The organism is Pseudomonas sp. G3-39, assembly GCF_054790485.1.
Genome location: NZ_CP186497.1, coordinates 2701384 through 2723168 on the forward strand (window position 1 = coordinate 2701384; position 21785 = coordinate 2723168).

The 21785-nt window shown below is 58.5% G+C and carries 27 protein-coding genes and 1 tRNA gene; 17 read left to right on the forward strand and 11 right to left on the reverse strand.

The annotated features are described in order from the left end of the window. Positions 1-15 precede the first annotated feature (15 nt). The 4 genes from ACOYXG_RS11950 (at position 16) to ACOYXG_RS11965 (ending at position 1725) form a co-directional block, all read left to right on the forward strand. Positions 16-168 carry a hypothetical protein gene (locus tag ACOYXG_RS11950; protein ID WP_174377022.1) on the forward strand — a complete coding sequence of 51 codons (153 nt, stop codon included), beginning with the start codon at positions 16-18 and terminating at the stop codon, positions 166-168. 79 nt (positions 169-247) lie between these two features. After that, on the forward strand, positions 248-760 hold the full coding sequence (locus ACOYXG_RS11955; protein ID WP_108224720.1) for a CinA family protein: 513 nt from the start codon (positions 248-250) through the stop codon (positions 758-760). Beyond that, positions 753-1271, forward strand: coding sequence for a hypothetical protein (locus ACOYXG_RS11960; RefSeq protein WP_460357947.1), 519 nt, complete (start codon positions 753-755; stop codon positions 1269-1271). Before ACOYXG_RS11955 ends, ACOYXG_RS11960 begins: the two co-directional genes overlap by 8 nt. Before the next feature lie 7 nt (positions 1272-1278). Further along, a complete protein-coding gene (locus tag ACOYXG_RS11965; protein WP_460357950.1) occupies positions 1279-1725 on the forward strand; it encodes a DUF421 domain-containing protein in 447 nt (148 codons plus the stop codon). A gap of 117 nt (positions 1726-1842) precedes the next feature. On the opposite strand, the gene ACOYXG_RS11970 is transcribed toward ACOYXG_RS11965, so the two are convergent. Beyond that, a complete protein-coding gene (locus tag ACOYXG_RS11970; RefSeq protein WP_108224717.1) occupies positions 1843-2142 on the reverse strand; it encodes a hypothetical protein in 300 nt (99 codons plus the stop codon). 315 nt (positions 2143-2457) lie between these two features. Between ACOYXG_RS11970 and ACOYXG_RS11975 the strand changes: the two genes are divergently transcribed. The 5 genes from ACOYXG_RS11975 (at position 2458) to ACOYXG_RS11995 (ending at position 5449) form a co-directional block, all read left to right on the forward strand. Then, positions 2458-3342, forward strand: a complete 885-nt coding sequence (locus tag ACOYXG_RS11975; protein ID WP_460357953.1) for a manganese catalase family protein — start codon at positions 2458-2460, stop codon at positions 3340-3342. Between the two features lie 64 nt (positions 3343-3406). Further along, positions 3407-3568, forward strand: coding sequence for a hypothetical protein (locus ACOYXG_RS11980; RefSeq protein ID WP_460357956.1), 162 nt, complete (start codon positions 3407-3409; stop codon positions 3566-3568). A gap of 8 nt (positions 3569-3576) precedes the next feature. Beyond that, complete coding sequence (locus tag ACOYXG_RS11985) at positions 3577-4506, forward strand: ZIP family metal transporter (RefSeq protein WP_460357959.1); 930 nt, start codon at positions 3577-3579, stop codon at positions 4504-4506. A gap of 142 nt (positions 4507-4648) precedes the next feature. Further along, entirely contained in the window at positions 4649-5149 is a 501-nt protein-coding gene (locus tag ACOYXG_RS11990; RefSeq protein WP_460357962.1) for a YciE/YciF ferroxidase family protein, read from the forward strand. 78 nt (positions 5150-5227) lie between these two features. Continuing rightward, the gene (locus tag ACOYXG_RS11995) at positions 5228-5449 is read left to right on the forward strand and encodes a PLDc N-terminal domain-containing protein (RefSeq protein ID WP_108224713.1); all 222 of its coding nucleotides are present in this window, start codon (positions 5228-5230) and stop codon (positions 5447-5449) included. A 622-nt stretch (positions 5450-6071) separates the two neighbouring features. Here ACOYXG_RS11995 and ACOYXG_RS12000 read toward each other — a convergent pair. Continuing rightward, positions 6072-6206: a hypothetical protein gene (locus tag ACOYXG_RS12000; protein WP_302480355.1), complete on the reverse strand. Its 135-nt coding sequence runs from the start codon at positions 6204-6206 to the stop codon at positions 6072-6074. Between the two features lie 251 nt (positions 6207-6457). Here ACOYXG_RS12000 and ACOYXG_RS12005 point away from each other — a divergent pair, with 251 nt between their 5' ends. Beyond that, positions 6458-6766, forward strand: coding sequence for a hypothetical protein (locus tag ACOYXG_RS12005; RefSeq protein WP_460357965.1), 309 nt, complete (start codon positions 6458-6460; stop codon positions 6764-6766). 39 nt (positions 6767-6805) lie between these two features. Here the strand turns inward: ACOYXG_RS12005 and ACOYXG_RS12010 are convergent, their stop codons facing one another. Next, positions 6806-7042, reverse strand: coding sequence for a hypothetical protein (locus tag ACOYXG_RS12010; RefSeq protein WP_460357968.1), 237 nt, complete (start codon positions 7040-7042; stop codon positions 6806-6808). Between the two features lie 60 nt (positions 7043-7102). Next, positions 7103-7372, reverse strand: coding sequence for a DUF6555 family protein (locus ACOYXG_RS12015; protein ID WP_085654122.1), 270 nt, complete (start codon positions 7370-7372; stop codon positions 7103-7105). Between the two features lie 58 nt (positions 7373-7430). Here ACOYXG_RS12015 and ACOYXG_RS12020 point away from each other — a divergent pair, with 58 nt between their 5' ends. After that, on the forward strand, positions 7431-7817 hold the full coding sequence (locus ACOYXG_RS12020) for a hypothetical protein (RefSeq protein ID WP_254616375.1): 387 nt from the start codon (positions 7431-7433) through the stop codon (positions 7815-7817). 18 nt (positions 7818-7835) lie between these two features. On the opposite strand, the gene ACOYXG_RS12025 is transcribed toward ACOYXG_RS12020, so the two are convergent. Then, entirely contained in the window at positions 7836-8351 is a 516-nt protein-coding gene (locus tag ACOYXG_RS12025) for a zinc-binding dehydrogenase (RefSeq protein ID WP_460357972.1), read from the reverse strand. A gap of 580 nt (positions 8352-8931) precedes the next feature. After that, positions 8932-9019: transfer RNA gene (locus ACOYXG_RS12030), tRNA-Ser, on the reverse strand. 123 nt (positions 9020-9142) lie between these two features. Between ACOYXG_RS12030 and ACOYXG_RS12035 the strand changes: the two genes are divergently transcribed. Next, positions 9143-9814 carry a Bax inhibitor-1/YccA family protein gene (locus ACOYXG_RS12035; RefSeq protein ID WP_027613775.1) on the forward strand — a complete coding sequence of 224 codons (672 nt, stop codon included), beginning with the start codon at positions 9143-9145 and terminating at the stop codon, positions 9812-9814. A gap of 419 nt (positions 9815-10233) precedes the next feature. After that, positions 10234-11592 carry a hypothetical protein gene (locus ACOYXG_RS12040; RefSeq protein ID WP_414888041.1) on the forward strand — a complete coding sequence of 453 codons (1359 nt, stop codon included), beginning with the start codon at positions 10234-10236 and terminating at the stop codon, positions 11590-11592. Positions 11593-11635: 43 nt separating this feature from the next. Here ACOYXG_RS12040 and ACOYXG_RS12045 read toward each other — a convergent pair whose 3' ends face one another. Together ACOYXG_RS12045 and ACOYXG_RS12050 are read right to left on the reverse strand one after the other, a co-directional pair. After that, a complete protein-coding gene (locus ACOYXG_RS12045) occupies positions 11636-11962 on the reverse strand; it encodes a YceK/YidQ family lipoprotein (protein WP_097090060.1) in 327 nt (108 codons plus the stop codon). Positions 11963-12020: 58 nt separating this feature from the next. Continuing rightward, entirely contained in the window at positions 12021-12458 is a 438-nt protein-coding gene (locus tag ACOYXG_RS12050) for an Lrp/AsnC family transcriptional regulator (RefSeq protein WP_038368669.1), read from the reverse strand. A gap of 150 nt (positions 12459-12608) precedes the next feature. On the opposite strand from ACOYXG_RS12050, the gene ACOYXG_RS12055 reads away from it, so the two are divergent. Then, a complete protein-coding gene (locus ACOYXG_RS12055; RefSeq protein WP_460358429.1) occupies positions 12609-13505 on the forward strand; it encodes a DMT family transporter in 897 nt (298 codons plus the stop codon). Here ACOYXG_RS12055 and ACOYXG_RS12060 read toward each other — a convergent pair. The 3 genes from ACOYXG_RS12060 to ACOYXG_RS12070 form a co-directional block, all read right to left on the reverse strand. Next, the gene (locus ACOYXG_RS12060) at positions 13492-15381 is read right to left on the reverse strand and encodes an acyltransferase family protein (protein ID WP_460357977.1); all 1890 of its coding nucleotides are present in this window, start codon (positions 15379-15381) and stop codon (positions 13492-13494) included. The genes ACOYXG_RS12055 and ACOYXG_RS12060 overlap by 14 nt on opposite strands. Before the next feature lie 79 nt (positions 15382-15460). Then, positions 15461-16501, reverse strand: coding sequence for an FUSC family protein (locus ACOYXG_RS12065; protein WP_460358432.1), 1041 nt, complete (start codon positions 16499-16501; stop codon positions 15461-15463). A gap of 46 nt (positions 16502-16547) precedes the next feature. After that, entirely contained in the window at positions 16548-18173 is a 1626-nt protein-coding gene (locus tag ACOYXG_RS12070) for an NADP-dependent glyceraldehyde-3-phosphate dehydrogenase (protein ID WP_097090064.1), read from the reverse strand. A gap of 382 nt (positions 18174-18555) precedes the next feature. On the opposite strand from ACOYXG_RS12070, the gene ACOYXG_RS12075 reads away from it, so the two are divergent. The 3 genes from ACOYXG_RS12075 to ACOYXG_RS12085 all read left to right on the forward strand — a co-directional run bounded on the left by ACOYXG_RS12075 (position 18556) and on the right by ACOYXG_RS12085 (position 21597). After that, complete coding sequence (locus ACOYXG_RS12075; protein ID WP_027613767.1) at positions 18556-18909, forward strand: c-type cytochrome; 354 nt, start codon at positions 18556-18558, stop codon at positions 18907-18909. 76 nt (positions 18910-18985) lie between these two features. After that, entirely contained in the window at positions 18986-20314 is a 1329-nt protein-coding gene (locus ACOYXG_RS12080) for a D-arabinono-1,4-lactone oxidase (protein WP_460358434.1), read from the forward strand. Between the two features lie 74 nt (positions 20315-20388). Next, positions 20389-21597 carry a DSD1 family PLP-dependent enzyme gene (locus ACOYXG_RS12085; protein WP_460358437.1) on the forward strand — a complete coding sequence of 403 codons (1209 nt, stop codon included), beginning with the start codon at positions 20389-20391 and terminating at the stop codon, positions 21595-21597. Positions 21598-21785 lie beyond the last annotated feature (188 nt).

The window sequence follows — 21785 nt, forward strand, 5'->3', positions numbered from 1 at the left end:
GAGCGGGAGAAGATCATGAAAACCATCTGTGCCTGTCTGGGGCTTTGTTCAATGCTGCTGTTGCAGGGCTGTTTCGAAGGTTCCAATGATGCGCCGAACAAGGACGGCGACAAAAGCAAGGCGTCGCTGCAGATCCAGAAAGACAAGGCGGCCGAGTCGAACAATTGATCGCGCTTGCGGATAAGCGAGCGAAACTCAAACACGCTAGCCACGGTCAACCGGACAGTTCTGTTTTTGGAAGTCTGCCATGTCCATTGCTGAAGCGACTGTTGATTATCTGCGCGAACATTCACTGCTCCTGACCACCGCCGAGTCCTGTACGGCGGGGATGATTGTGACGTTATTGTCCGAGGTGCCAGGCAGTGGTGAATTCATTGAGTGTGGCTACGTGGTGTACTCGCCGCAGGCCAAACAGCGCCTGTTGCGCGTCAACCCGCAGACCATCGAGCGCTTCAACCTGACCAGCGTCGAGGTCGCCCGCGAGATGGTGGTGGGAGCGTTGCATGACAGCACGACGAATGTGGCGGTGGCGACCACCGGCATTCTCGGCCCGGAGGACGTCGACGGTATCCCTGCCGGAACGGTGTGCTTCGCCTGGGCCTTTCAGTGCGCAGCCGGGCAGTTTGTCTACTCTCGGCAAATGCGTTTTTCCGGCAGTCGCTGTGAGGTGCAAAACCAGGCCACGGAGTACGCGCTGCAGGGTATACAGCAATTTCACCGTGCGGCACTTCAGGAGACGAGGAGTCCGGTTGATGACTGACGATGCCGACCACCCTGATCTGCGCAGCCGGGACGTGCCGTTTCGCGAAGACATGGCCTATCAACTGAAGGTTTGGCGCTTCGAGCGCTGCGGCTGGTATGCCTTGGTGCTGCTGATGGTGCTGGCCATGGCGGGGCTGTTTTCCAGAGGCCTGATCAGCAGCCGCGACGTACGCTCCGAGGATGGCCTCGTCCGGGTGCAGTATGAAATGTTCCACCGTAACGGTTCGACCAACTCAATGCGCATCAGCCTCACAGCGGCGCCGGAAGCGACGGTGGAGCTTGAGCTGGCCGGTGATCTGCTGCAGGGCTTCAGCATCGACACTCTGCAACCGGAACCGCTGCGCAGTCGCAGTGCGGCCGATGGCATGCGCTTCTGGCTGCAGGCCGACAGGCAAGGCCAGGTGAGTCTTTACCTGAGCTTGCGCGGCGACGGCCTGGGTTTGTATCGCAGCCACATCAGTACGCCAGGCTCCAGCGGCGTCACGCTTTCTCAATTCATTTTTCCGTAGGTGACCCATGGACTCGGTACTGCGTGCGGCGGTGATGTACGGGGCTTTAATGGTGCTGTTCAAGATCGCCGGCCGGCGTTCGCTGGCGGACCTGACCACCTTCGATTTCGTCCTGCTGATGATTATCGGCGAGGCCACGCAGCAGGCTTTGCTGGGCGATGATTTCTCCCTGACCAACGCGATGCTGGTGATCGTGACGCTGATCGCCATCGACGTCCGTTTCTCTCTGCTCAAACAGCGGTCGGGCTGGGTGTCGCGGCTGATCGACGGCGAACCGACGATCATCGTCGAGAACGGCAAACTGCTGCACCGGCGTTTGCGGCATGCGCGGCTGATCGAGGCGGATGTCATGGAAGCCGCGCGTTCCAGTCAGGGTATCGAACGAATTGAGCAGATCAAGTTTGCGATCATTGAGCGTAATGGGAAGATTTCGGTGATTCCCAACGAGACTTGACTAATCACTTGGCAGGCTTAATTGCGGGTGACTTGTTTATAGCCTTCATAAGTCGCAAGGCAGGTCTATCCGAGTGCAATTAAAAAGTCTCGGTTTCGACTTGTCTTTGCGTGTTTATCAATTGTCTCTGCTATACGCCAGCACACGATCAGTGAAGTGCTGTGCCTTGTCATGAGGCAGCGCATTAATCCTTTCCAGCTTCAGCAATAGTTCTACAAAATGGTCGGGCGCGTCAGATTTTTTTGCAGCGAGTCGGGTGCTGACTTCGATGATTGTCGCAACCAGTTCGTCCGGGTCGACAATCGCCTCAGGCTCAATGGAATCGAGCATGTCCAGATTGATTTGGCCCACGGGCGGAGCCATGAGAATGAGGCGCTGGAGAAGATCGTTGAAGCGCGGATCGAAAGAAAGCGGCATGTCTGCATCCTGATTTTTTCGAAATTTTAAACTTCGGAATCAAGGCAAAGGGCCATAGTTACTGACTTATTCCTGTACAGTGAATTTGCTTTTGTACAACTCGAGGTGAATATTATCGATAGAAATAATTTTGGAACGTTAGAAGCAGTGCCCATTTGTTCATTGATTCAGCAAGTTGGCAATAAATAGAACTTTCCAGTTTTGCCACTCGTCGCCCTTGATCAAAAAAATGAAATTTTAGTTCGCGGTATCGATTCAGAACTGTGTGACGCAATTTATAACGAATCTCATCTCACACAGCCTGAGGGAATTGTCATGTTCTTACATAACAAGCGACTTCAATACACCGTGCGTGTTGCCGAACCCAATCCGGGACTGGCGAACTTGCTACTCGAACAATTCGGCGGCGCCCAGGGCGAGCTGGCGGCAGCCTCGCGCTACTTCACTCAAGCGCTGGCCGAGGATGATCCGGGTCGCAAGGATCTGTTGATGGACATCGCCACCGAGGAGCTGAGTCACCTCGAAATCGTCGGCTCCATCATCGTCATGCTCAACAAGGGCGCCAAAGGCCGAGTGGCCGAAGGCGTGGAAGAAGAGGGGGAGTTGTACCGGGCCATCAACGGGGCCGGCAACGATTCGCACATAACCAGTCTGCTGTACGGTGCCGGCGCGCCGCTGACCAACTCGGCCGGTGTGCCATGGACGGCTGCGTATGTCGATACGATCGGTGAACCCACAGCGGATTTCCGCTCGAACATCGCCGCCGAAGCCCGGGCAAAAATCGTCTACGAACGGCTGATGAACGTCACTGACGATCCCGGCGTCAAGGAAGCGCTGGGCTTCCTGATGACCCGCGAAATTGCGCACCAGTTGTCCTTCGAAAAAGCCCTTCATGCGATCCAGCCAAACTTCCCGCAGGGCAAACAACCCGGCATGCCGGAGTTCACCAACGTGTACTTCAACATGTCCCAAGGAGAGGGCAGCACGCGCGGTCCTTGGAACCAGGGCGATGACTGGGAGTTCGTGGAAAGTCCAGAGCCTGCGGTGGATGGCGGCGACGGCAGCGCCAGCGTTCAGCTCAGTGCCGAGGAAGAGGCGCTGCTGCTGGATATGAGAGCGCGAACCATGTCCGACCCGGACAGCAACCCGATCACTGGCGCCGATCTGGGCGCGGATGTTCAGGGGCAACCCGACGCGTGATGACCGGGACCGCATGCCGCAACGGCGTGCGGTTTTTCAATCGATAAGATCCGAGGTACCGCACATGAATCAGAACTCCGGGGTTTCCAGCAGCGACCTGGCGCAGTCGCTGTCCAGTCGGTTTAACGCAAGCGTCACGTCGTTTGATCGAACCGCGCAGCATATCACCGAGACGTTGCGCCAATCCGTGCTCGACTCCAGCGGCAAACGCTCTATCGGACGCTAGGAGGCGACATGTCACTCAGCTCATCGTCGACGCCAACGCCGCAGCGCAACGGCTGGAGCATGGCGTCCAGCGGCGGTTGGCCGGGCATGTTGTTCTGGGCAACGCTGCTGCTGGTCAGCGGCCTCCTGTTGTTTAGCGGTTACTCCGCGCTGGTCGGCGCAGACAAGGGAAACCTGCGCCTGGCCACCTTGGGTGGCCTGTCAGGATTCGGTGCGACCGCGTTGGGTGCTGTAGTGGCGATCATCCTGCGCGATATCAGCTCACGCACTCAGGACATCATGCTCGGCTTCGCCGCCGGCATGATGCTGGCCGCCAGTTCCTTCTCGCTGATCCTGCCGGGTATCGAGGCCGCGCAAGCGCTGTGTGGCAATCCGTTGCTGGCAGCCTGCGTGGTCGTATGCGGCCTGGCCCTGGGCGTTGGCTTGATGGTCGGTCTTGATCGCTTCGTGCCTCACGAACATCAGCAGATCGGCAGACGCGGGCCCGATGCACAACGCATCAACCGCGTCTGGCTGTTTGTCCTGGCGATCACCCTGCACAACTTGCCGGAGGGCATGGCCATCGGCGTCAGTTTTGCCAATGGCGACATGAAAGTCGGACTGCCACTGACCACCGCGATTGCCATACAGGACATCCCCGAAGGTCTCGCGGTTGCGCTTGCCTTACGCGTCACCGGGATCTCAGCCTGGCGTGCTGCACTGATCGCGATCGGCTCCGGTTTGATGGAGCCGCTGGGGGCGGTGGTCGGGCTGGGCGTGTCGAGTGGCTTTGCCTTGGGCTATCCGATTGCGCTGGGGCTTGCGGCGGGGGCGATGATTTTTGTGGTGTCGCACGAAGTCATCCCCGAGACCCACCGCAATGGTCACGAGACGCCGGCGACGCTCGGTTTGATGCTGGGGTTCGGCGTGATGATGTTCCTCGATACCGCTTTGAGCTGAACCAATAACACTTCATCCATGAATCGAAAAATGCTTTGAACACCTGCTCGGCAGGGTGAGTCACCTGTAATGAAAGCCACATTGGCGGACACGCTGAACGTCTCGCCCAGAACACTATCCAACCATCAGAAGGAAGTTAGAAATGGCTAGAAAAACTGTTGAAGACCTGTTCATCCATGAGCTCTCCGACGTTTACAGCGCCGAGAAGCAAATCACCAAAGCCTTGCCGCGCCTGGCGCGCGCCGCGACCAATCCGCTGCTTGCCGAAGCCTTCACCTCGCACCTTGAGGAAACCCAGGGCCAGATCGAACGCATCGACCAACTGGTGGAACTGGCCGGGCTGAAACTCAAACGCATGAAGTGCGTAGCCATGGAAGGACTGGTCGAAGAGTCCAAGGAGCTGCTCGACGAAATCGAAAAAGGCGCGGTGCTGGACGCGGCGCTTATCGGTGCGGCGCAGAAAGTCGAGCACTACGAAATCGCCAGCTACGGCACGCTGATCGCGATGGCCAAACACCTGAAACTCGAGGATGCCGTCACCTTGCTACAAGCCACGCTAGTAGAAGAAAAGGGCGCCGATCAAAAGCTGACGAAGATTGCCGAACAGGGCGGTAATCAGGCGGCGACCCTCGAAAAAAAATGAGGGTTGAAGCGCTCCATATAAAACGCCACGGCAATTAAGCATGCCGTGGCGTTTCAGAGCAACATGGAGGAAAACATCATGCAAAGCGAATATCTGTGGATCGCCGCTGCGGTCCTGCTCCTGCTGTTGGACCTTTGGGCACTCAACAGCGTGATGCGCAGCGACAAGTCGTCCGCGACCAAGGCCGGTTGGGCCGCGCTGATCTTCCTCGTGCCGTTGCTGGGCGTGGTGATCTGGGGCGTGTCGGGGCCGCGCGGCATTACCAAAGGGCCTTCGTCGCCGGAGCACAGCAAGGGCTGATCAGGCCCAGACGATCTGCAAAGGTTGAACAGACTTGATGCCTGTAGGAAGCGAAAAGCCTTGAATGATCACGGCTTTTGCTTACCTACGCTGACAGAGCCGTTGGGCCTGCGCATTCCCCGCCCGCCGCACAACGACAAGCTGGCAAATTGCCGGATAAAGTTCGTCGATTGCGGTTTCGGTGATGAAACTTGCCGCGTATCGGATGTACAAAAGAATCATGCATGTACAGGTTTTTGCGTGAAACTCCGGCAAGAATCCATCTTCCCTCCGGCTCCAGGACAGCCTCCGTTATAGAGCACAGTCATGATTCCGTCAGACAACTTCAGATTCCGCGCCCACGTCCTTCTGGTCGAACTCGATGCTACGACCACGCAATTAATGATGTTGGTCGTTGTGGGTGAGATTTCCGGCTCGCAGTGGGATGAAGCGCTCTCGCGTCAAAGTGCTGCTTATAAGGAATGGATTAGCGCCGTAGCGGGCATTTCAATTGATCCCATGCCTGCGCTGGATGGTCGTGCACCGGGGGATCCGCTCGGATCCCGAACCAGCAGAAAAGCGGCGCGGCGGGAAAAGGCGCCTGCGCTGGAGTCTTCGTCCAGAACGCCGGCAGCGAGCATGGTCACTCGACGATGCAGATCCGGCGATGGTTGTAGCGGTACGGCGCCCGCGTGAAGTGAACATCTGAAACCAGCGTCATTCCACGCTCCTGCAGCGCTTCGGTCAGTTGTACCAGTGTCTCTGCTTGGATAGTCATTGCTGTTACCTCGTCAGATTTACTGCGTTCATCTTTCTTGACCGGGTGATCAGGCTGCTAATTCAATTTTTCTATTAGGTTGTTGAGGTTGAGAAGGTCTCAGGCGACAGCTCGGAAAGACGAGCGTTCCTATCAGGACCTTTTGCATAAAGCCGCTCGGATCAGCCATTCGTCCAATGACCGGCACTTGTCGCGACCTGACTCCTCACACGTTTAAGCACGGACTCCCGTGCACCGATCGGAGAGGCATTATGGAAATCGACGAGAATGCACCAGGCAATCAATCGCAACAGGCAGTGACCCGCTCGACTGACAATGAAACAGGTCATGATCCTCGGCCTGAAGATTCGGCGGTACCGCTACCGCCGGATGACGAAGCACCCGTTGATGAAGATATGACAGAAGTAGCCGCGACAAACGCTGTATCTGCAGAACACCCGGAAGCGGGGAGTGGCGCAAGTGCCCCGGTGTCTGTGACGACTGGCACAACAGATTTCCAGGACGGCGACGTGAAGGAGCCTCGCGGCATACCCGCCAGCGACCCTGAATCTGGGGCCTGAACGAGTGGATTCCCTTTTGCCCGCCCAGCGCGGGCTTTTTTACTGACGCCTGGCAAGTCTCCCTCTCGCTTCGTCCCAAGCTTTTTTGCCTTCCAGCGTTTTGGCATCCGCGGCATCTCTGGCGTCTTTGTAGCGTTCCATTGCCTCGGGGGAGTCGGCCGCATGGGTTAGCAGTTCGTAGGCGATGGCATTGAGTCGATCAGCCTCTTGAAACAGTTCATTACTGCGCCCGGTCGCTGCGTACCAATCGGATGTGGTTATGAATCTGGATCTCATGTGTCCTCCCATTCGTTTGAGCTGCGCTCTATCGACATGTAGAGCGCTTCCTGCGATTCACTATTTCTCCATTTGCGTCGCTCCGATGTCCTCCCAGGTGACGGCAGTAGTGGCCCGCCACTTTACGTCGGCGATTCCAAATCGTTCTGCCATGGGTTTTGTGAACCGCTTGAGAGGAGGGCGTCCGGGTTTGGGTATCGGAGCAATACCCGCGTCGCAGCTCGCCCACTGCCAAGCCTCTGCGTTGTTCATCAGTTTGGTGCGGATGACAAAAGACTTCGGTCTTCCATGGAGCTTGTACTCAATCACAAAAATATCTACCGAACTCACGGGTTACCGCTCCTTTTTGGCTCATGAGATAGTGATTTTTGCTGTTAGAGAAAATTCAATGAATCGTCTGACAATTCCTAAATTGATGATTTTGCTCACATTTAATGTGATTTTATCTATACGTGAACTATTCGTTTGTAGAGGTTTTAGTTTCCATCATGCAAACGGAGTCGAGCGCATGGAGTTATTGCCGCGCCTGCTCGACAAGTTCGACAGGCTGGAATTACTGATCGCAGGACTGATCGGCGCCGTTGTTGCGAGCTGGTGCGGGATCAGATGGTCGATGGAACGACTACCAAGGGCGCCTGGCGGCAGATCAGGGGGCCAATGCCTCTGCTTTGCCATTGCTGCTCAAGCGCAGCGGGTTTGCCGCAGGCAGCAGCGCGTCCATCTGTTCCAATTGTCCGGGCGCCATGCTACCAAGGACGGTTTGTGCCGGCCCTGAGGCTCTCATGCCGCACGGTCAGAGCATCAGCAGGATCGAGCCGCTGTGCTTGCGCTGGATAATCGCGTGATGGGCCTCAGCCGCCTCCTCCAACCGATAACGTGTGAGCGTCAGCGGCCCCAATGCACCTTCCCCGTAGCGCTCGAACAACTCGGATGCCGCGACATCCTGGTTCTGTGGGGTGACGTACTGCGGGGTAGCCGGTTGCTGATAGCGGATGCTGCGCGCGGCCAACCGCTGTGTATCGGCTGTCACCGCTCCGGATGCGTTGCCGGCATGGACCAGAACACCGCCCGCGCGCAGCGCCTCGATGGAGGAATCGAGCGTCTGTCGCCCCACGAGGTCGTACACCACATCTGCGCCGACACCCGCGGTTAGTGCGCAAATCGGCTCGGCCAATCGGGGCTCGGCGATATGCAGCACATGGTCCAGTCCCCACCTTTTGACAGTACTGATCTTGCTTGCCGAGCCGACCGTCGCAATGACCCTGGCGCCGATGGATTTCGCCCACCTGGCCACTTGAGCCGACTCCACCCGAAGCTCCCTGCACCACCACCGTTTCGCCGGGGCTGACCGGGTGGACACGTTTGAGCAATGCCCAGGCGGCCAGCCCCTTCGCCAGCAGGCCCGCAGCCTCTTCACTGGAGATGTCGTCAGGCAGTTTGATCAAGGCTCCTGCCTCGATTACACGGGTGCGCGCGTAGGCACCGTGGGCGAAGAAATAGCCCGCGGGTTGTCGATCAATGGCTCGTAGCCGAATCAGACCTCGTCAGGCCCAACCCATTTACATCGTCTATTCCCCAAACCGTCACCTCAGCGCACGCGTACGGGTCTTCGTCGATTGGCTAATCGAATTGTTCGAGTCGAAGGGATTGCGATAAATACCGAATACCGACGTAACACATTCAACGAGGCCGGCAGTTTCTGGCCAAAAGCTGTCCATTGAAAACGTCCACATTTTCAGATGTGTCAAGGTCGAACCAGTGATGTCGGAAGGGAAGGGTTGCGGAAATAGCCGAAAAGATGCGGAAACGATCCATAGAGAGCGGAGCTGATTTCCTGAATGCCAGATACGAAAAAGCCCTGAATAATCAGGGCTTTTTCGTATCAAATATGGCGGAGGCGATGGGATTCGAACTCATGGACCTGTTACAGTCGACGGTTTTCAAGACCGTTGCCTTAAACCACTCGGCCACACCTCCGTTTGCGTTGCGGGCGCCATAATACCTGAATGAAACACACTGTCAAACTCTGTGCATGGCTTGTTACAGAGCGTCTGTTATGATCTTTGCCACTGAACGTTTCAAACCAACAGGAGTGTCGCCATGCGCGAACAGGATTACGCAGTTCACAACAGCGTGCAGGCTGAGCAGCTAGAGGTTAGCCGCGTCCTGCGCAACACTTACGGTCTACTGGCGCTCACCCTCGCATTCAGCGGTGTGATGGCTTTCGTGGCCCAGCAGATGCGCGTCGGCTATCCGAACATTTTCGTGGTGCTGATCGGTTTCTACGGGCTGTTCTTCCTCACCAACAAACTCCGTGATTCCGCGTGGGGCCTGGTGTCCGCCTTTGCGCTGACCGGTTTCATGGGTTTCCTGCTCGGCCCGATCCTCAACCGTTACCTGGGCATGCAGGGCGGCGCAGAAGTGGTCAGTTCGGCATTCGCGATGACCGCGCTGGTGTTCGGTGGTCTCTCGGCCTATGTGCTGATCACCCGCAAGGACATGAGCTTCCTCGGTGGTTTCATCACCGCCGGTTTCTTCGTGTTGCTGGGTGCAACGCTGGCGAGCATGTTCTTCCAGATCAGCGGCCTGCAACTGGCGATCAGCGCCGGTTTCGTGCTGTTCTCGTCGGTGTGCATTCTGTTCCAGACTAGCGCGATCATCCACGGTGGCGAGCGCAACTACATCATGGCAACCATTAGCCTGTATGTATCGATCTACAACCTGTTCATCAGCTTGTTGCAGATCTTCGGCATCATGAGCCGCGACGACTGATCGCTATTTGTGAATTAACAAAAAACCCGCTTCGGCGGGTTTTTTGTTGCCCGTGCGAAAGCGTAGTGGCCTTTGGCCGAGATTTTTTCAAGAAATCATGGCGCCTTTATGGAATTGGCCTACACCTAAGACAAGGAAGAACGGCAGGCGGTCGACAGGAGTCGGCATGCAGTAACACCTTCTACAGCCCCCGCATCCCATTTTTCTTCTTCTGTTCAAGCCCGTAGCTTCGCCCGGGTTGTCGTATTCGTTCATCCGGAAAACAGGAGGTCCTCCAAACCAGCCTACCCAGATTCAACCGTGAGTTGCTCTCGGCCTGCAAGCCGAGTCCCTGATTATCAAAAAAATAATGGAGGCCCTGGTGGTCGGACTCGATTCATGGGTCGCTGCAGGCGTTGTCCCAATCAAGGAGATCATCGATGAACCAGCCCCAAGGAAAGCGTGCCGTATTGGCTATCACGACAGCACTGTTCAGTGCCTCGACTCTTGCCGGTGTCTACCCCGATTTTGGCTATCAGCCACCCGCCAGCCAATATTCAGGCCCGTTGTTCGAACTCAGCCAGAGTTACCCGACCCAAGCTCCCCAAGGAGCGCTGCCGGATTTTTTCAAAAAACTTCCGGCCAAACCCGACAACAACTTTGAAACCTGGCGTGCCTACATGGAGGAGGTGAAACACTATTGCCTGGAAGGCAATGTCGAGGTCGATTGGAATGTACAGAAGAACAAGCTGCGTCAGTGGTACCACATGCCTTGGCAGCACTATGGCCCGCTGGGGCGTGAAGGTATTCATGGTCTGACCAAGGAAGCGCAGATTCCGGTCAAACAACTGGCACAGACGCAGATCGCCAGTGGCCAGACCTACGCCGTGGGCATTTACAACGACATTGGCGCCTACACCATTGGCGAGGTCTGGAAAGATCCGAACAACCCGGATCCTGGCTTCACTTCGCAACCCAAAAGCTTTTCCAATGGCACCGTAGTCTGCAAGGCATTGTTTGCCGATATTGATCGCACCACCGTACCGTTCCTCGTCAACCCGGTGTTGTGGCAAGGCTATATCACTGAAACTTTCACGTCCGCAAATCGCAAGATCAAAGATGTTGCGCTCATTCAGATGGACATCGCCGTGCGTGATACCCGTATGAGCGACACCGGCTGGATTTTCGGCACCTTCCAGTACAACGGGGCTAAAACCGGCAAAGCCGGTTGGGACAATCTCGTTCCGGTCGGGATCATGTGGGGTAACGATCCGAAAGAAACCGGCAATGACTTCACCAATCCGACGCCGACTGAAACCAGAATCAACCCGGCATTGCAGCAGACGGCAATCAACGCCAATACCAAAGAACTGCCGCCCACCCACCTGGGCTGGAACGGTCGCCTCAACGGGCCTGTAGACAACCCCAACAGTTCCTGCCTGAGCTGCCACGCCACGGGTGAGTCGCCACAGGTGGCGATCATGAATCCCACCTTCCAGCCCAAGGACAAAATACCGAGCCCGGGTTCTGCGGAATGGATGAAGTGGTTCCAGAATATTCCGGCGGGTCATCCGTTCACGCCAGGCACCAAGAGCACGGACTACAGTCTGCAACTGTCAGGCGGTCTGGTTAATTATTTCGAATGGAAATGTGACATGAGCGGGATCTACGCCGATGGCAAGAACGCCTGCGCCAAGGTTCAGAACCTCAAGTTGAAAATGCTCAAGACAGGCGACGACAATTCGCAGCCTCAGCAAAAAGTCATGCGTGACCCAAGTTTGCAGCAATTGCTTGAGTAAAGTGCAGCAGCCTCCAGACGTCTCGGCGTCTGGAGGTTTTCAATCAGTTGATCACGATGCTGCCATCGGCCTGTTGCTTGTAAATCGTGTAGGGCAGCAGAAACGTATCCAGCACACCCGAAACTGCTGCATCGACCACCAGGCCAAGGGAGGCGTTGTTGTAATTGAACGCGTCGACGTCATCCGGCTTTTCGGCGTGCAGCATGCAGAAGTCGTAGGTTGCACCGCTGTAAATGCGTGGGACGGCGCCACAGTAGGTTTTCTTGGTTTTCAGCTGGTTCACGGAAAACTTGTCGTTGAACGCAACCGTTTGCACCGTTCCGCACCCGGTGAGCAATACTGCCAACAGCATCAATGCCTGAAATTTCATTACCGCCAATCCTTCGCCGGAAAAATCTCAATCTACGCCAATCCTGCGCGAAACGCACTCATGCCATCGGCGGCAACCGGCGCTTGACCGGGGTTTTCTTGACGATCGCGGTGTTGGTTTCGGCCAGCGTATTGAGGCGGTCGAGCAGGGTGTCCAGCTGTTCCATCGAACGCACATGCAATCGGGCGATGAAGCAATCTTCCCCGGTGACCTTGTCGCACTCGGTGAACTCCGGGATCGACATGATCTGCCGCTCCACCTCCTGCAGTTGACCCGGCAGTGGCCGCACCCGGACGATGGCCTGGAGCTGATAGCCGAAGCATTTGGGGTCGATCTCGACGGTATAGCCCTTGAGCACGCCGCGTTCCTCCAGGCGGCGCAAGCGCTCGGCCACGCTGGGTGAGGACAGGCCGCTGATCTGCGCCAATGCCTTGAGTGAGCGGCGCGAGTCTTCCATCAAGGCGCTGATGAGGATCTGGTCAATATCGTCGGTCATAGAGCAACTCCGGTATTAGGCATTTGCGGGAAACCACCCGCGATAAAAAAGGCAGAATTCGAGTTTAGCCTGCTTTTTGCGCTGGAGACGCCGGGTGTCGGCTTGGCATACTTTTGCCACGCTTTCGTCAAACGCTTAGGGAGATCGATGATGGACAACACAATCCGCCGTGGTTCATTGGAAATGACCGCCGCCATGCTGATTTCCGGGACCATCGGCTGGTTCGTGCTGGTGTCCGGGCAACCGGTGCTGGATGTGGTGTTCTGGCGTTGCGTGTTCGGCGCCGGCACCTTGCTGCTGATATGCGCGGCGTTCGGCTTCTTGCGTCCGGGCATTCTGACCCGCACCACGTTCCTGCTCGCGGTGCTCAGTGGGGTGGCGATTGTCGGCAACTGGGTGTTGTTGTTCGGCTCGTATTCCCGGGCCTCGATTGCCATCGGCACAGCGGTCTACAACGTGCAGCCGTTCATGCTGGTCGGTTTGGCGGCGCTGTTTCTCGGCGAGAAAATCACCTTGCAAAAGCTGTTCTGGCTGGCGATTTCCTTTCTCGGCATGCTGGCGATCGTCAGTGCCCATGGCGGGCAGGGCGAGGGCGGTAGCGAATATCTGCTGGGGATTGCGCTGGCGTTGGGGGCGGCGTTGCTCTACGCGATGGCGGCGCTGATCATCAAGCGCCTGACTGGCACGCCGCCGCATCTGATCGCGCTGATCCAGGTCTGCACCGGAGTGCTGTTGCTCGCGCCGTTCGCGCACTTCAACGGCCTGCCGCAAACCAATGGAGCCTGGGCCAGTCTGGTGACGCTGGGCATCGTCCACACTGGCCTGATGTACGTGCTGCTGTACGGCGCGATCCAGAAACTGCCGACTGCCCTGACCGGTGCGCTGTCCTTCATCTACCCGATTGCGGCGATTTTCGTCGACTGGTTCGCCTTCGGCCATCGCCTGCAGATCCTGCAATGGATCGGGGTGGCAGCAATTCTGCTGGCCGCCGCCGGGATGCAACAGGGCTGGGGCCTGAAAGTCCGGCGCCAGCTCAAATCAGTTTGATCAGATCCTTGAACAGGCCCTTGAGCTGCTGATTGCCGGCATCCACCAGATGATTGTCGTCAAAGTACAGTGGCACGCCGTCCATGGAACCCATGCAGTTGCCGTTGGGGCACAGGTACGGCGTCGGGTCGATCACCGTCGCGTTGCAGCGGCTGGCGGCGGCTTCGATGGTTGCGATGGCGATGCGGTTGCGTTTCTCGTATGCCTGCAACGGCAGGGAAATGTCCGTGGTTTGCCGGAACAATCGCTGATTCAGATTCAGGCCTTTGTAGACGCTGAAGGGCATCTCCGGGATCGGTTTGACGATATACACCGGATGGTTTTCAGCGATCGAGCAGACCGTGCTGACGTACTCTTCGGTATAGGCTTCGGCAAACGCGGTCTGGCGCTCAGGAAAGGAAATCCGATAGCTGTTTTCCCGCCCTGAATCCGCGTACAGCGCCGCACGGCTGAACAGCACCACCGGCACGCCGGCGTACGCGGTTTTCAGTTGTTGCAGCTTTTCCTGATTGAAGCCCCGGCACTGGCTTTCGACAGTCTTGTCGTGCATGGCGAAGTGCGCCAGGGTCGGGCAACCGCCCCGTGACCATGACAGCGCCGCCTGAGGATTTTCCATCTGCACCGCCGCTGCGGTGGATTGCGCATGACTGTCGCCGTACAGAATCACCGACACATCACCCGTGCCCAGTTTGCAATCCGCCGCCGCATAGGCATTCGGGTAGCACTCCTGCGGATACAGCTTGCTGGTGTATTCCGGCTGGCCGAGCTCGACCAGTGCCGGGCGCCAGTCGGGGTGTTGCTTGACCAGCGACGACGTCGTTGCCGACACGGCCACCACCGCTACCGTCAGCGACGCGAACTTGATCACTGTTCGAGTGGCGCTCGTACCTTTCCTCACCTTCGATTCCACCAGGTAAAAGGACAGGGTGCCGAGGGCGAACGAGGCAATGATTGCGCCGATCACGTGCGGCCAACTGCTCAACAGGCCGCACAGGTAAAGCAGCACTACCAGCGGCCAATGCCAGAGGTACACCGAGTAGGAAATGCTCCCGACAAACTGCAGCGCAGGACTTGTGCTGAACACGGATTGGGTGTTGGCGTGAATCACCAGCATCGTCCCCAGTACCGGCACCAGTGCCAGGTAGCCCGGCCACAGATCCGCTTCAGAAAAGCTCAGCACGCTGACGGCAATCGCCAGCAGGCCGAGCCCTTCGCAAATCCCGCCGCCGCGCTGGCTCAATCGTAGGGGAAACATAAAAACCAGCCCGCCAGCGATCATTTCCCAGGCGCGGGTGGGTAGCATGTAGAAGGCGAACGTCGGGTTGAAGCGGGTCACAACGATGGACGCCAGCAGCGAAATCAGCGCCACGGCCAGCAAGGCAAAGCGGGTTTTATCGGCACCGAAGAACCGGTGCAGTCCCATTAACAACACGGGATAGAGCAGGTAGAACTGCCACTCCACCGACAATGACCAGGTGTGCAACAACCAGTTTTCATGCAGCGGTGCCGCAAAATAATTGCCGCTTTCGGCAAAGCTGAAGTTCGAGCTGAACAGCAGGCTGCTCTTGATCGTGCGGATCGTCTGGCGCAAATCGTCCAGCGGCAGATACAGATAGCCGAAGATCAGCAGCGCAACGCACAGAACCAGCAGGGCGGGAATGATGCGGCGGGCGCGGGAGGCGTAGAAACCAAGGAGGGAAAAGTTCTGCTGTTGCACGCCGTTGACGATGATGCCGGTCATCAGGAACCCGGAGATGACGAAGAACACGTCTACGCCGACGAATCCGCCTGCGAACCCGGGCACCTTGAAATGGAACAGCACCACCGACAAAACGGCGAGCGCGCGTAACGCGTTGATATTCGTCCTGAACTGCATTTTGCATCCATGTACACGTCCGTTGTGAGCCGCATTGTAGTGATGATATCGGCTTTGTTACATGGATTTTTCCGTTGATTCAGATGTTCCAGCGCGGCGCCGTCATCGCCAGACGCTGACGCAGCTCACCAATGTTCGCGGCCAGTTGTCGGGTCAGCAAACGGTAACCGTCCAGCGTGCTGTAGACCGGTGTGTCGAGGCTGGCGTCAGGCAACTCCAGCGGGCGCTGCAGGCGTTGCGTGGCGCCGGATTTCAAGGCCCGGGCCATGCCGATCAACTGTATGCGGATCGCCCGGTGTTCGGCCCGCAGCGCTGATTGCAGGTGCGCCATGGCTTCGGGGTCGTTGGCATCCGGGCGGGTGTTGCCGAGGATCTCCAGAGTGCTGACGCACATCCGCAGGTTGCGTTGAATCGCGTCCAGTTCGGTCATGGAGATCTTTACCTCCTTGGACACCGAAGGCATCAGCGAGCGCAGTTGCACCATCACCGTGGTCACGCGACCCATCAGCTTCAGATGCTCATCGGCGCTGACCGGTTGGCCGCCAATGATCCGCCCGTACAACGTGGCGCAGTCGCGCAAGGCATCAGCCAGGTTGTAGCGCCACGAATACACCGCGTACAACGGCAGGGCGAAGGAAAATGCGAGGGCCAGGGCGATGCCGATCAGGATGTCGACCCCGCGCCACAAGCCATCGGTGATCGGGTTGTCGCCATGTCCGGCGACAATGAAAACGGTGATTGCCGAGAGCAGGGCGGTGTAGCCGCCCTTGCCGATCGCGTGATAGGAGAAGAACCCGCAGACCACCGCCATGGCAAAGTAGGTCAGCCACGGCAGGCCCAGCCATGCCTGTTGCGCTACCAGCAGCAGACCGACGCCGGCACCGATCAGGGTGCCGGTGGCGCGTTCGGCGGCTTTCTTGCCGATGTTGCCGTGGTGTTGCAGGCCGCCGATCACCACCAGCATGGTCACCGACGCCCACTCGCCGTGGGGCAGGTTGATGCCGGTGGTCAGCAGGATGGTCGCCAGCAGCCCCAGCGCTACCCGCACCGCGTGAATCAATCGGGCGTGCTGGTAGCGGCGGTACGGGTCCAGCAACGGACGCAGGATTCGCCGCAGCAGCGGTGGCAGTCGTTGGGTGCTGAAGGTGCTCAGTGCAAAGTCCTCGTCAGAAGATGTAATCGGTGGTCAGGAAGCTCGAATCGCGGCCGCGAATGATTTCGCTGATCAGGTCCTTGTTGCTGTCCTGGAACTTGGTTGCCACCAGTGTGCGGATCGAAAACACCCGCAGGGCATCGTGTACCGACAGCGTGCCTTCGGCGGAGTTCTTGCGCCCGTTGAACGGGTAGGTGTCCGGGCCGCGCTGGCACTGGGCGTTGAGGTTGATCCGCCCGACCTGGTTGGCGAAAGTGTCGACCAGTCGGCCGATCGCCACCGGGTTGGTGCCGAACAGGCTCAGTTGCTGGCCGAAGTCCGATTCCAGCACGTAATCGATCACGGTATCGAGGTGACGGTACGGCACGATCGGCACCACCGGGCCGAACTGTTCTTCGTTGTACACGCGCATCTGCGGCGTCACCGGGTACAGCACGGCGGGGTAGAAGAACGACTCGCGACTCTCGCCGCCATTCCGGTTGACCACTTGTGCGCCCTTGCTCTGCGCGTCGGCCACCAGACCGTGCAGGTAGTCGACCTTGCCCGACTCCGGCAGCGGCGTCAGTGCCACGCCGCTGTCCCATGGCATGCCCGGCTTGAGGGTGGCGAGTTTGGCGTTGAATTTTTCGATGAAGGCGTCGACCACGTCCTCGTGCACAAACAGGATCTTCAGCGCGGTGCAGCGCTGGCCGTTGAACGACAGCGAACCGGTGACCGCTTCGCTGACCGCATTATCCAGATCGACTTCCGGCAGGACGATGCCGGGGTTCTTCGCATCCAGGCCCAGCGCGGCGCGCAAGCGGTGTGGTTTCGGGTGCAGCTTTTTCAGGTCGCTGGCGGCCTTGTTGGTGCCGATGAAGGCGAAGATGTCGATCTTGCCGCTGGCCATCAGCGCGCTGACGGTTTCGCGGCCGCTGCCGTAGATCACATTGATCACGCCGGTCGGGAAACTGTCGCGGAACGCTTCGAGCAACGGGCGGATCAGCAACACGCCGAGCTTGGCCGGTTTGAACACCACGGTGTTGCCCATGATCAGCGCCGGAATCAGCGTGGTGAAGGTTTCGTTCAGCGGATAGTTGTAAGGGCCCATGCACAGTGCCACGCCGAGCGGCACGCGCCGGATCTGGCCGAGGGTGTCCTGTTCCAGTTCGAAACGGCTGGAGCGGCGGTCGAGTTCTTTCAGTGCATTGATGGTGTCGACGATGTAGTCGCAGGTGCGGTCGAACTCTTTTTCCGAGTCCTTGAGGTTCTTGCCGATCTCCCACATCAGCAGCTTGACCACGGCTTCGCGCTGCTGGCGCATCCGGCCGAGGAACGCTTCGACGTGCTGAATGCGCTCGGCCACGCGCATGGTCGGCCACAGGCCCTGACCGCGATCGTAGGCACGCACGGCGGCGTCGAGGGCGGTGAGGGCGGTGTCGGCGTCGAGCAGTGGGGTGCTGCCGAGAATCACTTGTTCATCGCCGTTTTCGCCGTGCAGATACACCGGGCTGCGCACCGTGGCCAGTGGGCCGTCCCAGCGCCGCAGTTGGCCATCGACGAGGTATTCGCGTTGCTCGACCTGACCGTCGAGGCGGTATTTTTCCGGGATGTCGCTGACAGAAGGGAACAGATTGCCAAGGATGTTTGCTGTGGTCATGTCGCTACCCCGTGTTGATGTCCGTATACAGATCAAAAAGTCTTTACAGGTTATACGCCTGAATGCGCGGGAATTTAAACCCGTGAATGTCACGCGAATGTCACGCAGAGAGGCGGAACAGAGGGATATCAGCAATGCCGTTTACCCTGTGGGAGCTGGCTTGCCAGCGATTAGGCCGGCACTCCCGCGACTTTCATTGGCTGACACTCCGCTATCGCTGGCAAGCCAGCTCCCACAGGTTTTGTGGTGTTGTCCGAGCCCGAGCTCAATCCTGACTGGCCCCGTTTGCCCCCATCGTTGTCCGGCAATGCCCTCAACCCGCTGCCGTGCCTGCCTTAAGGTGTGATCACAACAAAAAGCGATGCCACCCTCGAGGATCGTTATGCGGGCAATCCCACTCACTTTACTGCTGGCGCTATTCATGACGCTGTGCGGCTGCGACGAAAAATCCGCACCGCCGGCGACCACTCACAATGCTACTCCCACCGACCCGGTACTGGCGCAGATCTACGCCAACAGCTGCCAGCTCTGTCACGCCAATCCCGCCGCCAACGCACCATTGACCGGTGACCGAAAAGCCTGGGAACCACGCATCCGCCAGGGCGCCGACACGCTGCTCGACCACGCCATCAACGGCTACAACGGCATGCCGCCAATGGGCCAGTGCGTCGAGTGCAGCGAAGAGCAATTCCTGCAACTGATCGGCTTCATGGCCGACCAGCCCCTCCCACAATAAGGGCGCGCGCATGAGCATGGATCTGACACGGCGTCAGTTGTTGCAACGGGCAAGTATCGTCGGCGCGTTCAGCGCATTGGCGGCCAATCCCGCGCTGGGGCAGTTGCTGCGCGCCCCGCGACTGATTCCCTGGCGCAACTGGTCGGGCGGGCAGAGTTGCCTGCCGGCGGCGCGGCTGGCGCCGAAGAATCTTGATGAACTAAGCGCTGCGATTCGTCAGGCCCAGGGCAAAATCCGCCCGGTCGGTTCGGCGCATTCGTTCAGCGCACTGGTGCCCACCGACGGCACTTTGCTGTCGCTGAGCTACTTCACCGGGCTGCTCGACCACGATCCGAACACCCTGCAGGCCGAATTCGCCGCCGGTACGCCAATGTCGCGCATGGGCGTGCCGCTGAAGGACGTCGGCCAGGCCCTGCAGAACATGGCCGATATCGATTACCAGACTCTCGCCGGGGCCATTTCCACCTCGACCCACGGCACCGGCAAAACCTTTCAGTCGTACTCGGCGCATGTCTGCGGCCTGCAACTGGTGACGGCCAACGGCGAGGTGCTGGACTGCGACAGTCAGCGCCACCCGGAAGTGTTCAATGCCGCGCGGGTATCCCTTGGGGCACTGGGCGTGGCGACGAAAATCCGTCTGCAAAATCGCCCGGCCTACCGCCTGCGCGAACGCCAGTGGATCGCCAAGACCGAAGAGCTGCTGGAAGACCTCGACAAAAACACCCGGGAAAACCAGCACTGGGAAATGCTCGTGGTCACCCATTCCGACTACGCGCTGTCCATCGCCCTCAACGAAACCAGCGACCCGGCCACGCCGCCGATCCCGCCCGAAGAGGAGGGCGGCAATGAGTTCGTGACCCTGATCGAGAAGATCGACAAATACGGCAGCGACTTCCCCGAGCTGCGCCGCACGCTGCTCAACAGCCTGCGGCATATGGCAAGTTTCGATGACCGGGTCGGCGACTCGTTCGACATCTACGCCAACGTGCGCACCGTGCGCTTCAACGAGATGGAATACTCGGTGCCCGCCGAACACGGCCCGGCGTGTCTGCGTGAAATCCTCAAGCTGATTCAGGACAAGGACCTGCGCACCTGGTTTCCCATCGAGTACCGCTACGTCAAGGCCGACGACATTCCGCTGAGCATGTTCGAGGGCCGCGACAGCTGTTCGATCTCGGTGCACCAGCATTACCAGATGGATCATCACAACTTCTTCGCCGCGGTCGAGCCGATCTTCTGGAAGTACAACGGACGCCCGCACTGGGGCAAATTGCACACGCTCAACGCGAAGAATCTGCAACCGCTGTACCCGCGCTGGCGCGAGTTTGTCGACGTGCGTCAGGCGCTGGACCCGAGCGGACGCTTTCTCAATGCGCATCTGTCGTCGATTCTGGGGGTGAGCTGATGGCGGTCAATCGACGCAATTTTCTCCTCGGCACGCTGGGTGTCGGCGCTTTGTTAGTGGGCGTGGGCGCCTGGCTGCGACCGAGTGACCGTGGCGGCCCGTACAGCGAGTATTTTCGCGCGCTGAATAAAGAGTTGAAGGACAACGGCCCGATGCGCCCGGTGTTGTTGATCGATCTGGATCGCCTCGATCACAACATCGACGTGGTGATGCAGTCGGTCAAACGCGGCGGCAAGCATTTGCGTCTGGTGGAAAAATCCCTGCCGTCGCCGGGCTTGTTGAGCTACATCGCGCAACGGGCCGGGACGCAAAAACTCATGTCGTTTCACCAGCCGTTCCTCAATCACGACGCCGTCACGTTTCCCCAGTCCGACATCCTGCTCGGCAAGCCGTTGCCGGTGCGTTCGGCCGAGCTGTTTTATCAGACTCACAAAGGCCCGTTCGATCCTTCCAGGCAACTGCAATGGCTGCTCGACGGGCCTGTACGGCTGCAGCAATACCTGGCGTTGGCGCAAGGGCTGGGCACGCGGATGCGCATCAACATCGAACTGGATGTCGGCCTGCATCGCGGCGGGGTCAGTGATGTGAATGTGTTGGGGCAGATGCTCGCGCTGATCAGCGCCAACCCGCAGCATCTGCAGTTCGCCGGGTTCATGGGCTACGACCCGTTTGTGGGCATGGGCGTGCCGGGGATTCTCGGATCGCCAGAGGAATTGTTCGCCAAGGTGATGGTGATTTATCAGCGCTGCGTCGATTTCACCCGCCAGCAGTATCCGACGTTGTGGAATGACAACCTGTGCCTGAACACCGCCGGCAGCCCGAGTTATCGCATCCATGAAAACGAGCAGTTGAGCACCGAGGTTTCGGTGGGCACGGCGATGCTCAAGCCGACGCATTACGACCTGCCTTCTCTGGTTGACCACGTGCCGGCGACCTACATCGCCACGCCTGTGTTGAAGAGTACGGGGGCGGTGAACATTCCGGCGCTGGATGACAATTCCAAATTGTTTTCGTGGTGGGACCCGAATCAGCGGCAGACTTATTTCATCTATGGCGGCAACTGGATGGCCGAGTTCGAATCGCCGCCGGGGTTACAGAGCAATGGTGTGTACGGACGCAGCTCGAATCAGGAGATGGTCAACGGCTCCAACGCCGTGGGCCTGACCATCGAAGATCAAGTGTTCCTGCGCCCGGCCCAGACTGAAGCCGTGCTGCTGCTATTCGGTGATCTGCTGGCAGTGCGTGGCGGCAAGATTGTCGACACCTGGCCGGTCTACACCTGACCCGCAGCCACCACAAATTTCCTCTGTAGGAGTGAGCCTGCTCGCGATAGCGTCCTGTCAGCTGAACTGTATTTTGCTGATCCAACGCCATCGCGAGCAGGCTCACTCCTACATTAGATTGATGTACACCTGACATCCCGCGCCATCTCCCACATTCTGTAATGAAGCTTTTATGACAAAAGTTCGGT